Origin of the sequence: Pseudomonas sp. ok266 (assembly GCF_900110195.1) — a bacterium.
Taxonomy (GTDB): Bacteria; Pseudomonadota; Gammaproteobacteria; order Pseudomonadales; family Pseudomonadaceae; genus Aquipseudomonas; species Aquipseudomonas neuropathica.
Map to the genome: position 1 here is coordinate 44,233 of NZ_FOCU01000007.1, position 12,803 is coordinate 57,035.

The window sequence follows — 12,803 nt, forward strand, 5'->3', positions numbered from 1 at the left end:
GCGGTTTTTTAGCGATTATGTAGTGCCGAAAGTGGCTGGTGTTACGGAGGGTTACAGACATCGTCTAACAGTCGTCGAAAAATTGACTGCGCTGAAAGCCCCGGTTTTACTGGGCTGGCGCGAGGCGTAATTTTTTTGAACGGGATTTTGTTACCGATTTCGCGACAAGCGCGCATTGCTGAATGAGGTTGTCGGCGGCATAATGTAGCCCCTTTTTTCTGCCCCTACATGTGGAAGGTTACCGTGACTCAGAAGCCCGACCAGTGTCTTGGTGAATGGATCGACCGTGAAGCACTCGCAGAAGCGATGATTCCGCTTATCGGTCAGCTCTACCGCAATAACAACGTGGTGAGCTCGATCTATGGCCGCAGCCTGATCAACCAGTCTGTCATCGCGATTCTCAAAGCTCACCGCTTTGCGCGCCACCGTTCTTCCGACGACAGCGAACTCTCCGTCCACGAAACATTCCCACTGCTCAAGGCCATGAGCGAGCTCAAGCTCGGCGCGGCTTCGGTAGATCTGGGCAAGTTGGCGTTCAAATTCCGTAACGAAGGCAATGGCCGCAGCGCCGAGCAATTCGTTCGTGAAGAAATGGCTGACGTGGTTGGCCAGCAAAACGCTTCCGCACGTAAAGGCACCGACGTTGTGCTGTACGGCTTCGGTCGTATCGGCCGTTTGCTGGCGCGCATCCTGATCGAGAAAACCGGTGGTGGCGACGGTCTGCGTCTGCGTGCCATCGTCGTGCGCAAAGGCGCCGACAACGACCTGACCAAGCGCGCCAGCCTGCTGCGTCGCGATTCGGTCCATGGTTCGTTCAACGGCACCATTACCATCGACGAAGAAAACAACACCATCACCGCCAACGGTAACCTGATCCAGGTGATCTACGCGAAGAACCCGACCGAGGTGGATTACACCCAGTACGGCATCAAAGATGCGCTGCTGGTGGACAACACCGGTGTATGGCGTGACGCCGATGGTCTGGGCCAGCACCTGCAATGCCCGGGTGTCGCCCGCGTTGTTCTGACCGCGCCTGGCAAAGGCAAGCTGAAGAACATCGTTCACGGCATCAACCACAACGAAATCACCGCTGACGACAAGATCGTGTCCGCCGCTTCCTGCACCACCAACGCCATCGTGCCGGTGCTGAAAGCTGTGAATGACAAGTTCGGCATCATCAACGGTCACGTCGAAACCGTTCACTCGTACACCAACGACCAGAACCTGATCGACAACTTCCACAAGGGCGATCGCCGTGGCCGTAGCGCCGCGCTGAACATGGTGATCACCGAGACCGGTGCTGCCACCGCTGCTGCCAAGGCCCTGCCTGAGCTGGCCGGCAAGCTGACCGGTAACGCGATCCGCGTTCCGACGCCAAACGTGTCGATGGCCATTCTCAACCTCAACCTTGAGAAAGCCGCTACCCGTGAAGAGATGAACGAGTACCTGCGCTACATGGCGCTGCACTCCGATCTGCACAAGCAAATCGACTTCGTCAACTCGCAGGAAGTGGTTTCGACTGACTTCGTGGGCTCGCGCCACGCCGGTGTGGTCGACGCTGAAGCGACCATCGTTCAGGACAACCGCGTTGTTCTGTACGTCTGGTACGACAACGAGTTCGGCTACAGCTGCCAGGTGGTTCGCGTGATGGAAGACATGGCCGGTGTAAACCCGCCAGCGTTCCCGCGCTAAGCACTCGTTGCAAATGAAAACGCCCCGACTTTGGTCGGGGCGTTTTTGTTTGTGTGCCTTTTATAGCTGTGTTGTCAGTACCGGCCTCTTCGCGAGCAAGCTCGCTCCCACACTGGATCTGTGTCGCTCAGAAAATCCCCTGTGGGAGCGAGCTTGCTCGCGAAAGCGTTCTATCGAGTGCCGCCGGGTATGGCCGCTTGCGCGGTGCGCAGTTCATGCTTATTGCCGCGGAACAACACCAGCGTTGCAATCAATCCCAATACCGCCGCACCACTGAGCCAGATCCCCGGCGCAGCCTTGTTATCCAGCACATGAATCAGATACGTACACGCCGCCGGGGTAAACCCGCCGAACGTCGCGGTTGCCAGGCTGTAAGCCAGCGAGAAACCGGTCGTGCGCACCTCCACCGGCATGATCTCGGTCAGCGCCACCACCATCGCGCCGTTGTACGAACCGTAGAGGAACGACAGCCACAACTCGACAATCAGCAAATGGCTGAAGCTCGGGTTCGCCACGAGCCACGACAGCGCCGGGTAGGCGGTCAGGATCGCCAGAATCGTCGCCGCCAGCAGTAAGGGTTTACGGCCGATCTTGTCAGACACCGAGCCCATCACCGGCAACCAGAAGAAGTTCGACAGGCCGATGCACACCGTCACCAGCAACGCGTCGAAATCCGACAGGTGCAGCTCAGCCTTGCCGAACGTCGGGGTGTAGGCGGTGATCAGGTAAAAAGAAACCGTGGTCATCACCACCAGCGCCATGCCGGCGATGACGATGCCGAAGTTCTGACCGATCGAGCGGACGATTTCCCGCAGGGTAGGGCGGTGTTTTCTGGCCTGGAACTCCGGCGTCTCCTCCAGCGAGCGGCGAATGACGAAGATTACCGGCACAATCATGCAGCCGATCAGGAACGGCACGCGCCAGCCCCAGTCGCCCATTTGTTCCGGGCTCAGCCAGTGATTGAGGCCGACCCCGAGCAGGCCGGCGAAAACCACTGCTGCTTGCTGACTGGCGGATTGCCAACTGACAAAGAAGCCCTTGCGGCCCGGGGTGGCGATCTCTGCCAGATAGACAGATACACCGCCCAGTTCTACGCCAGCGGAAAAGCCTTGCAGCAAGCGACCGAACAGCACGATCAGTGGCGCGGCAACGCCGAGGGTCGCGTAGCCTGGCACACAGGCAATCAGCACCGTACCGGCAGCCATCAACGCCAGCGTGATGATCAGCCCTTGGCGACGGCCATGGCGGTCGATATAGGCGCCGAGGAAAATCGCCCCGAGCGGTCGCATCAGGAAGCCGGCACCAAAGGTTGCCAGTGAAAGCATCAGCGAAGCGAAGGCGCTGTCGGTGGGGAAGAAGGTCTTGGCAATGGCTGTGGCGTAAAAGCCGTAGACCATGAAATCGAACATTTCGAGGAAGTTGCCGCTGACAACGCGAAAAATCGCTTTGCCTTTGCCCGTGGTGGAGGACATGTTCAGGTACTCACTATTGGATTTTGTATAAAGATGTTGCAGATCCTTTAATTCATAATGGCCGTCGCGGTTTTACGGAGAGATGAATAATTGTTCACTGGACGGTTGCTGGGGCTTGTGATTATGGCTGGCTTATTGGCTGGCTGCGGCAATGGCGACTCCATGGAAGGCTTTGGTGGGCCGACCATGGGCAGCACGTATTCAATCAAGTATGTGCGCCGCGCCGGCTTGCCCGAGCCGAAGCAAGTTCGCGGTGAAGTGGAGGGGATCCTCGGCGAAGTCGATCGGCAGCTATCCACCTATCGCAACGATTCGGACATCGAGCGCTTCAATGCTTTGCCCGCCAACAGCTGTCAGAAAATGCCTGCAGCGGTACTTGAACTGGTCCGCACGGGCGAACAGCTGTCAGCGCAAAGCGAAGGCTCCTACGACCTGACTGTCGAACCGCTGATGAATCTCTGGGGGTTCGGCCCGCAGGGGCGCGAAGAGAAAGTCCCTGGCGCCGCCGCACTCGCCGAGGTGATGTCGCGTGTCGGTTATCAGCACTTGCGCATCAATGGCGATCAGTTGTGCAAGGACGCCGCCGTCGAGGTCGATTTCAACAGCATCGCCGCCGGTTATGCCGTCGACACCATCGCGGCACGGCTCGATGCCATGGGCATCCACGATTACCTCGCTGAAGCCACGGGTGAGCTAAAGGCAAAGGGGCGAAAGCTTGACGGCTCATCGTGGCGCATCGCGCTGGAAGAGCCTCGTGACGATCAACAGGTGACCGAGCGCATTATCGATGTCGACGGCTACGGCGTTTCCACCTCCGGCGACTACCGCAACTATTTCCTGCAGAACGGCCGGCGTTATTCCCACACCTTTGATGCGCGCACCGGCGCACCGGTCCTACACGACCTGGCGTCCGTCACGGTGATTCATCCTTCAGCGCTGATGGCCGATGGCCTATCGACGCTGTTGCTGATTCTTGGCCCGGAAAGGGCGTGGGACTATGCGGAAAAACATGACATTGGTGCATTCTTTGTGATTCGTGCCGATACAGGTTTTGTCGTTCGTACCAATACGGCTTTCGAGCGCCTCACTGGCAAGAAAACTGACTGAGAACAATACGAAAGCTGGCGTTGTAGTGCAGGCAAAAGTAGCCTACGACGCGACCAAGGGTTAATGTGCGCGGCGTTGACGCTTCTATAGACTGTGTCCGGGTTCTTGATTGACCCCCAATTGTTCCTTCGCGCCGCCGTTCGGCGTGATTTAGCCGCCGGTGCTGCTGGCACCGCGGCCTGTTCTGAGGAGTACGCATGGCTGTCTACAACTACGACGTGGTGGTGCTGGGTTCCGGCCCGGCGGGAGAAGGCGCGGCAATGAACGCCGCCAAAGCAGGGCGCAAGGTCGCGATGGTCGACAGCCGTCGTCAGGTCGGCGGCAACTGCACCCACCTCGGCACCATCCCGTCCAAGGCACTGCGTCACTCGGTGCGGCAGATCATGCAGTTCAACACTAACCCGATGTTCCGGGCGATCGGCGAACCACGCTGGTTCTCCTTCCCGGACGTGTTGAAAAGCGCCGAGAAAGTCATTTCCAAACAAGTCGCTTCACGCACCGGCTACTACGCCCGTAACCGCGTCGACGTGTTCTTCGGCACCGGCAGCTTCGCCGATGAGCAAACCATCGAAGTGGTCTGCGCCAACGGCGTGGTCGAGAAACTGGTGGCCAAGCACATCATCATCGCCACCGGTTCGCGCCCGTATCGCCCGGCGGACATCGATTTCCACCACCCGCGTATCTACGATAGCGACACCATCCTCAGCCTCGGCCACACCCCGCGCAAACTGATCGTTTACGGCGCCGGCGTGATCGGTTGCGAATACGCATCGATCTTCAGCGGTCTGGGTGTGTTGGTTGAACTGGTCGATAACCGTGGTCAGTTGCTGAGCTTCCTCGACTCGGAAATCTCCCAGGCGTTGAGCTATCACTTCAGCAACAACAACATCACCGTGCGCCACAACGAAGATTACGATCGCGTTGAAGGCGTCGACAACGGCGTGATCCTGCACCTCAAGTCCGGCAAGAAGATCAAGGCCGATGCCTTGCTCTGGTGCAACGGCCGGACCGGAAACACCGACCAGTTGGGCCTGGAAAACATCGGCGTCAAGGTCAATAGCCGTGGCCAGATCGAGGTCGACGAGGCTTACCGCACCTGCGTACCGAACATCTACGGTGCCGGTGACGTGATCGGCTGGCCGAGCCTGGCCAGTGCCGCCCACGACCAGGGTCGTTCGGCTGCTGGCAGCATCGTCGATAACGGTAGCTGGCGCTTTGTGAATGACGTGCCGACCGGCATTTACACCATTCCGGAGATCAGCTCGATCGGCAAGAACGAACAGGAACTGACCCAGGCCAAAGTGCCGTACGAAGTCGGCAAGGCGTTCTTCAAGAGCATGGCGCGTGCGCAGATCGCCGGCGAGCCGCAAGGCATGCTGAAGATCCTGTTCCACCGTGAAACCCTGGAAGTGCTGGGCGTTCACTGCTTCGGTTATCAGGCGTCGGAGATCGTTCACATCGGCCAGGCGATCATGAGCCAGCCGGGCGAGCTGAACACCCTGAAGTACTTCGTCAACACCACGTTCAACTACCCGACCATGGCCGAAGCCTATCGGGTAGCGGCGTACGATGGCCTCAACCGGCTTTTTTGACGGGCTCCGGCCGGTGGCCTGAGCCGGCCGGGGAGACCGATTTCAGCAATTCTCGAGGGTGGCAGTGGCCAAACCGGGAAAGTCTGTAATCAGGCTGTCAACGCCGAAGTCGGCGAGTCTGCGCATCAGCGCAGGCTCGTTGACGGTCCACACCGACACATGCAGCCCCTGACGCTGCGCCTTCTGCAGGCGTTCCGGCGTACACAACGTCCAGTTCAACGCGAGAATCTCACAGCCATAGCTGGCCGCGACTTTCAATGGGTCGAGCCAGGCGTATTCGGCGACCAATCCGCGTGACACATCCGGCACCAGATCCAGCGCCGCTTTCAGCACTTCCCGCGAACTCGAGGTGATCGTCACCTTGTCGAGCAGGCCATGCCGTTGCGCCATTTCACGAATCGCCAGCACCGTGGTTGCGGCGCGAGTACGTGAAGCGCTTTTGACCTCCAGTTGCCAATGCTCGAAATCACACTTCTCGAACAACTCTTCCAGGGTCGGAATCGGGCACGGCTTGATCCAGCCCGGGCCACCCTTGCGCGCGTCGTAGGTCACCAGCTCGGCGGCGGTGTGTTCGACGACTTTGCCGCGCCGCTCCGTAGTGCGTTTGAGGGTCGGGTCGTGGATGACCATCAACTCGCCGTCCTTGGACAGGTGCAGATCGAGTTCGCAACGGCGCACGCCGTGCTTGAGACATTCCTGAAAGCTGCTCAGGGTGTTTTCCGGTGCTTCGCCCTTGGCGCCGCGGTGGCCGTAGATGAGGGTCACGGTGCTTCCTTAAATTAAATGCCTGATTCGTTCTGTTCGCGGGCCAGACGTCGTTCCTGGGCCTGCTTCTGCAAGATATAGCGGGCGAGCAACTGGCGCTGGGCATCGGTCAGGTGTTCGAACTCGGTACCGATGTCATAACCTTCGCCCTTGCGGTCGCAATGGGTGACGCGGGCACGCAGCAACAGGCCCAGCGCTTGCGGCATCAGCACCAGTTTCACTGACAGGTGAGCGCCGGTGGCAATCGGTGTCGGGTGCTGAAAGTCGATTCCGCCCTCGGAGATGATCACCGGTTGCGGCTCGCCGATATGGCCGAGCACGGTCAGGGCGACCACCTGGCTGAGCAGGTCGATGCGCTTGTTCTGGGATTTCAGGAACGCGGCAATGGCCCGGTCGCGCTCGCTGATCTGCCGCAACAGGTGTTGCGACTCGAATTCACTCAGGTGCAGTTCGCTGAGCAGGTTGAACAGTGGGGAAGCATCCTGCAACACTTCCTGGCCTGCAGCTTCGGGAGCAGACAGGGGCCGAATTTCCAGTGCGATCGTGTCCTCGATACGGTAGTATTCGCGGCGATCTTCTTCATCTAATGTCGACATGGCGAACCCATGGTAGCGGCGGTGGTCTGAGTGTAAAGCTGGTTATCGACCCCCGCCACAAGGACGTTCCTTTTCCCTCCGAACAAGCCCCGACATGTTCAGACCTCTCTTCGTATTTATCGGCACGCGTTATACCCGTGCAAAGCGTCGCAATCATTTTGTGTCATTCATTTCCCTGACTTCGATGATCGGGCTCGCCCTTGGCGTGGTCGTGATGATCGTCGTGTTGTCGGTGATGAACGGCTTCGATCATGAGATGCGCACCCGTGTGCTGGGCATGGTGCCCCACGCGACCATTGAATCCACTGAACCGATCAACGATTGGCAAAGCCTGGCCACCCAGGTCAAGCAGAACCCGCAGGTGACGGCGGTTGCGCCGTTTACGCAGATGCAGGGCCTGCTGACCAATAACGGTCAGGTGTCCAAGGTGTTGCTCAACGCCATCGACCCTGCGCTCGAGCGCAATGTGTCGATCATCGACAACTTCATGAAACAGGGCAAACTCGACGATCTGACGCCGGGCAGTTTCGGCATCGTCATCGGCGACAAGGCTGCGACCAAGCTCGGCGTCGGCATCGGTGACAAGGTCACCTTTGTCGCGCCGGAGGTCAGCGTGACCCCGGCCGGGATGTTCCCGCGCATGAAGCGCTTCACCGTGGTCGGCATTTTCCATGTCGGCGCTGGCGAACTCGATGGCTATCTGGGCGTGACCAACCTGCAGGATCTGGCGAAGATGCACCGCTGGAAACCGGATCAGGTGCAGGGCATTCGCCTGAAGTTCGACGACCTGTTCCAGGCGCCGCGTGTGGCATGGAACATCGCCCAGCAGCTTGGCGAAGACCATTACTACGCCCGCGACTGGACCCGCACCCACGGCAATCTGTATCAGGCGATCCGTATGGAAAAAGCCATGATCGGCCTGCTGTTGTTGCTGATCGTTGCCGTCGCTGCGTTCAACATCATTTCCACGCTGGTGATGGTGGTCAACGACAAGAAGGGCGACATCGCCATTCTGCGCACGTTGGGCGCGACGCCGGGCACGATCATGCGCACGTTCATGGTGCAGGGCACGGTGATCGGTGTGGTCGGCACGGCGATTGGCGCGGTGGTGGGTATTTTCGCCGCGCTTAATGTCAGCGCCGCGATCTCGGCACTGGAAGGCCTGATCGGCCACAAATTCCTTAATGCTGACGTGTATTTCATTGATTATCTTCCGTCGCAGGTGCAGAGCCAGGATGTGGTCATGGTCTGCGCCGCTGCGTTGGTCCTGAGTTTCCTCGCCACCCTGTATCCCGCCTGGCGTGCCGCGCGCACCCAGCCGGCGGAGGCGCTACGTTATGAGTGAGTCGGGCATGAGTGAACAAGCAATCCTGAGCTGCCGCAACCTGGGCAAATCTTACGAGGAAGGCCCGGAATCGGTAGAAGTACTGGCCGGCCTGCAACTGGAGTTACACCCGGGCGAGCGCGTCGCGATCGTCGGCACCTCGGGTTCGGGCAAAAGTACCTTGCTCAACCTGCTCGGCGGCCTCGATACGCCGACCAAGGGCAGCGTCTGGCTCGACGGTGAAGAACTGTCGGCGCTGAGCGAGAAGAAGCGTGGCCTGCTGCGTAACCGTGCGCTCGGTTTCGTTTACCAGTTCCACCACTTGCTGCCGGAATTCACCGCACTGGAAAACGTCTGCATGCCGCTGCTGATCGGCAAGACGCCGATCCCGGAAGCGCGTCAGCGCGCCACGGCGTTGCTGGAGCGCGTCGGCCTCGGTCATCGCCTGGAGCACAAACCGGCGGAACTGTCCGGCGGTGAACGTCAGCGTGTGGCCATCGCCCGCGCCTTGGTGAACAAGCCGGGCCTGGTGATGCTCGACGAGCCAACCGGCAACCTCGACTCCCACACCGCCCAAGGCATTCAGGATTTGATGCTGGAACTCAGCACCTCCATGCGCACGGCGTTCCTGGTGGTGACCCACGACATGAACCTGGCCCGCCAGATGGATCGCGTACTGCACCTGCAAGAAGGTTGCCTCACGCCTATCTGACTGGCTGAAACCCGACGTCTGTAAAGGCGTCGGGTCTTTTATTTTTATACGGTGCCCCAGCGAATGTTCAGACCGTTATCGATCTTTATCGGCACGCGCTATACCCGCGCCAAGCGCCGCAATCGCTTTGTTTCGTTCATTTCGATGACCTCGATGATCGGCCTCGCCCTCGGCGTGCTGGCGATGATCGTGGTGTTGTCGGTGATGAATGGCTTCCAGCGCGAAATGAGCTCGCGCATCCTCGGCATGGTGCCCCACGCGACCATCGTTGGCGTCAAGCCGATCGATGACTGGCAGCCGGTGGCCGCCGCCGCGATGAAAAATCCTGAAGTGACTGCCGCCGTGCCGTTCACTGAGATGGAAGGCATGCTCTCCTACAAGGGCTTGATGCAGCCGATCCAGATCAGCGGCGTCGATCCTGCGCAGGAAGGCAAGGTGTCGATTGTTGCCCAGCACATTGTGCAGGGCCGTCTGGATGCCTTGAAGCCCGGCGAGTTCGGCGTGGTGATTGGCGAAATCACCGCCCGCCGTTTCCGTCTCAATGTTGGCGACAAGATCACCCTGATCGTCCCGGAAGTCAGCACTGCGCCGGGTGGCATCACCCCGCGCATGCAGCGTTTGAACGTTGTTGGCGTGTTCAAGGTTGGCGCCGAACTGGATGGCTCGATGGGCCTGATCCATGTGGCTGACGCCGCGACCATGCAGCATTGGCAGCCGAATCAGGTGCAGAGCGTGCGTCTGGCGGTGAAAGACCTCTACGCCGCGCCGAAAGTCTCTTCGGACATCGCCGCCGGCTTGGGCGCCGAGTTCAAGGCTGATGACTGGACTCACACCCAGGGCAGCCTGTTCAGCGCGATGAAAATGGAAAAAACCATGATCGGCCTGCTGTTGCTGATGATCGTCGCGGTGGCGGCGTTCAACATCATCGCAACGCTGATCATGGTGGTGAACGACAAAGGCGCGGACATCGCTATTTTGCGTACCATCGGCGCCACGCCACGGCAGATCATGGCGATCTTCATGGTGCAAGGCACGGTGATCGGTATTGTCGGCACGATCATTGGCGGCGTGTTGGGCGTGATCGCCGCGCTGAATGTCAGTCAGATCGTGGGCTGGATCGAGCGAGTCAGCGGGCAGCACATCTTCAGTTCGGATGTGTATTTCGTCAGCAATTTGCCGTCGGAATTGCAGGGTGGGGACGTGCTGTTGATCTGCTCGGCGGGCTTTATTCTGAGCTTTCTGGCTACGGTGTATCCGGCCTGGCGGGCGGCGAAGATCGAGCCGGCTCACGCCCTGAGATATTCGTAAGCAGACAGGCCGCTTTCGCGAGCAGGCTCGCTCCCACAGGGGATTTGTGAACGACGCAAATCCAATGTGGGAGCGAGCTTGCTCGCGAAGGGGCCGGAACTGCTGGCCTCAATCTCCCTTGGGCAACTCAATCACAAACCGCGTCCATCCTGCTTCAGATTCGCAATGAATCTGCCCACCATGGGCGCGGACGATCGACTGAGTAATCGCCAGCCCCAATCCCGCATGCTCACTGCTGCCTTCCTGCCGCGCCGGATCGGCCCGATAAAACCGGTCGAACAAGCGTGGCAGCAGCTCCGCAGAAATCCCCTCGCCGCTGTTTTCTATTGAAACGCGCACAGCGTTCGGTAGCTCAACGATCCGCAAGCTCACATAGCCCTCAGCCGGGGTAAACCGCAGTGCGTTATCCAGCAAATTCGACAGCGCCCGGCGTAACATGCTGCGATCACCTTCGATCCGCGCATTGCCCTCGCGCGTCAGCTTGACCCCGGCGTCCTCCGCCAGCGGCGCAAAAAACTCTAGTAGCACATCAGTTTCATCCGCCAGTTCCAGCGGTTCACGCTTGGGCATCAGCAAGCCGTGGTCCGCTTTGGCCAGGTACAACATGTCGTTGACCAGTTGCGCCATCCATTGCAGCTCTTCGAGGTTGCTGTGCAGCGCTTCGCGGTAATCCTCGATCGGCCGGGGGCGGGTGAGGGTGACCTGGGTGTGGGTCAGCAGGTTCGACAGCGGTGTGCGCAGTTCATGGGCGATGTCGGCGGAAAACGCCGAGAGCCGCTGAAACGAGTCGTCGAGGCGTGCGAGCATGGCGTTGAAGCTGTGGGCCATTTCCGCAAGCTCGGGCGGCATTTGCGCTTCCGGCAGTCGGGCATTCAGCGATTGTGCGGAAATCCCACGGGCAACGGTGCTCATGCGCCGCAACGGACGCAAGCCGCTGCGGGCCGCCCAGGCGCCGAGCAAGGCAGTGGCCAGCGCCGAGAGACCGACCGTCAGCCAGATCAGGTGCTGCATGCGTTGCAGGAAGTGTTGGTGATGGGTGATGTCGAGCAACAAGGACAATTGCGGTGAATCGGCTTTGTCCGGGTAGAGCGGGGCGTTGAGCACGCGGTAATCTGTGCCGTCGTTGCTAACAGTCGACAGGCCGGATTGTTGCGGTAAATCCTTGGGGATTAGCGTCGAACTGTCGTACCAGCGTTGGCCGTCGCCGCCAGTGATGCGCAGCGACAGATCGGCTTGACGACTCAACTCATCCGCCAGCCGTGCTTCACGTTGGCCAGGTTGAAGATCCTGCAAGGCGCGACGCAGGCCGATCAGCTTGCCGTCCAGTTGTTGCTGGTCGAGTTCGATGAAGTGCGCTTCGCTGGCACGGTTGAACAACACCCCGGCGAACAGCGAAACCACCGCGGTGCAGGCGGCAAACAACAAGGCCAGGCGTGAACTCAGAGACAAACGACGCATCAGGCGCCACGCTCTTCGAGCACGTAACCCATGCCGCGCACGGTGTGGATCAGTTTGTTGGGGAATTCATCGTCGATTTTCAGACGCAAACGGCGGATCGCCACTTCGATGACATTGGTGTCGCTGTCGAAATTCATGTCCCAGACCTGTGAGGCGATCAGCGATTTCGGCAGCACCTCACCCTGACGACGCAGAAGCATTTCCAATAGCGCGAATTCCTTGGCGGTGAGATCAATGCGTTGGCCACTGCGTTCGACCCGACGGCGAATCAGGTCCAGACGCAGATCGGCCAATTGCAGGCTGGTTTCTTGCGGTGTAGCACTGCCGCGACGCAACAGGCTGCGCACCCGCGCCAGCAGTTCGGAGAAGGCGAACGGTTTGACCAGATAGTCGTCGGCGCCCAGTTCCAGGCCATGCACCCTGTCTTCCACGGCGTCTTTGGCCGTCAGAAAAAGTACCGGCGTATCCAGCCCGGCGCTGCGCACCGCTTGCAGAATCTGCCAGCCGTTGCGGCCCGGCAGCATCACGTCGAGGATCAGCAGCGCAAAATCACCGCTCAGTGCCAGTTGCTGACCGCTGTTGCCATCGGCCACCAGCTCCGTATTGAACCCGGCCTCGGTCAGGCCCTGGCGCAGGTATTGGCCGGTTTTCGCTTGGTCTTCGACGATCAACAGTTTCATGGGCAACTCGGTTTTGTTCGGGGTGTAGAAACGAAAGCTTTATACCTTGAGAGCAGGCGACAGGCGCCAACCTGACAAAGTTGTAATCTGCCTGTCA

The 12,803-nt window shown here is 59.6% G+C and carries 11 protein-coding genes; 6 read left to right on the forward strand and 5 right to left on the reverse strand.

The features are described from left to right. The first annotated feature begins 228 nt into the window (after nucleotides 1-228). A complete protein-coding gene (locus BMY54_RS14215; protein ID WP_093433692.1) occupies nucleotides 229-1,692 on the forward strand; it encodes a glyceraldehyde-3-phosphate dehydrogenase in 1,464 nt (487 codons plus the stop codon). Between the two features lie 170 nt (nucleotides 1,693-1,862). Here the strand turns inward: BMY54_RS14215 and BMY54_RS14220 are convergent, their stop codons facing one another. Next, on the reverse strand, nucleotides 1,863-3,164 hold the full coding sequence (locus BMY54_RS14220) for an MFS transporter (protein ID WP_093433694.1): 1,302 nt from the start codon (nucleotides 3,162-3,164) through the stop codon (nucleotides 1,863-1,865). Between the two features lie 123 nt (nucleotides 3,165-3,287). On the opposite strand from BMY54_RS14220, the gene BMY54_RS14225 reads away from it, so the two are divergent. Next, nucleotides 3,288-4,271, forward strand: coding sequence for an FAD:protein FMN transferase (locus BMY54_RS14225; RefSeq protein ID WP_175559609.1), 984 nt, complete (start codon nucleotides 3,288-3,290; stop codon nucleotides 4,269-4,271). Nucleotides 4,272-4,468: 197 nt separating this feature from the next. After that, entirely contained in the window at nucleotides 4,469-5,863 is a 1,395-nt protein-coding gene (sthA, locus tag BMY54_RS14230; RefSeq protein WP_064117858.1) for a Si-specific NAD(P)(+) transhydrogenase, read from the forward strand. A 42-nt stretch (nucleotides 5,864-5,905) separates the two neighbouring features. Here sthA and BMY54_RS14235 read toward each other — a convergent pair whose 3' ends face one another. Together BMY54_RS14235 and BMY54_RS14240 are read right to left on the reverse strand one after the other, a co-directional pair. Continuing rightward, nucleotides 5,906-6,628, reverse strand: a complete 723-nt coding sequence (locus BMY54_RS14235) for a glycerophosphodiester phosphodiesterase (RefSeq protein ID WP_007910500.1) — start codon at nucleotides 6,626-6,628, stop codon at nucleotides 5,906-5,908. Nucleotides 6,629-6,642: 14 nt separating this feature from the next. Further along, complete coding sequence (locus tag BMY54_RS14240; RefSeq protein ID WP_007910502.1) at nucleotides 6,643-7,224, reverse strand: PilZ domain-containing protein; 582 nt, start codon at nucleotides 7,222-7,224, stop codon at nucleotides 6,643-6,645. 94 nt (nucleotides 7,225-7,318) lie between these two features. On the opposite strand from BMY54_RS14240, the gene BMY54_RS14245 reads away from it, so the two are divergent. The 3 genes from BMY54_RS14245 to BMY54_RS14255 all read left to right on the forward strand — a co-directional run bounded on the left by BMY54_RS14245 (nucleotide 7,319) and on the right by BMY54_RS14255 (nucleotide 10,568). Then, entirely contained in the window at nucleotides 7,319-8,569 is a 1,251-nt protein-coding gene (locus tag BMY54_RS14245; protein ID WP_034156426.1) for a lipoprotein-releasing ABC transporter permease subunit, read from the forward strand. Next, complete coding sequence (gene lolD / locus BMY54_RS14250; protein WP_007910506.1) at nucleotides 8,562-9,260, forward strand: lipoprotein-releasing ABC transporter ATP-binding protein LolD; 699 nt, start codon at nucleotides 8,562-8,564, stop codon at nucleotides 9,258-9,260. The genes BMY54_RS14245 and lolD overlap by 8 nt, the downstream gene beginning before the upstream one ends. Nucleotides 9,261-9,323: 63 nt before the next feature. After that, a complete protein-coding gene (locus BMY54_RS14255) occupies nucleotides 9,324-10,568 on the forward strand; it encodes a lipoprotein-releasing ABC transporter permease subunit (protein ID WP_093433700.1) in 1,245 nt (414 codons plus the stop codon). A 108-nt stretch (nucleotides 10,569-10,676) separates the two neighbouring features. On the opposite strand, the gene BMY54_RS14260 is transcribed toward BMY54_RS14255, so the two are convergent. Together BMY54_RS14260 and BMY54_RS14265 are read right to left on the reverse strand one after the other, a co-directional pair. Further along, nucleotides 10,677-12,026, reverse strand: a complete 1,350-nt coding sequence (locus BMY54_RS14260) for a heavy metal sensor histidine kinase (RefSeq protein WP_093433703.1) — start codon at nucleotides 12,024-12,026, stop codon at nucleotides 10,677-10,679. Next, nucleotides 12,026-12,706 (reverse strand): heavy metal response regulator transcription factor, encoded by a 681-nt coding sequence (locus BMY54_RS14265; protein WP_093433705.1) that lies wholly within the window; start codon nucleotides 12,704-12,706, stop codon nucleotides 12,026-12,028. Before BMY54_RS14265 ends, BMY54_RS14260 begins: the two co-directional genes overlap by 1 nt. Nucleotides 12,707-12,803: the final 97 nt, after the last annotated feature.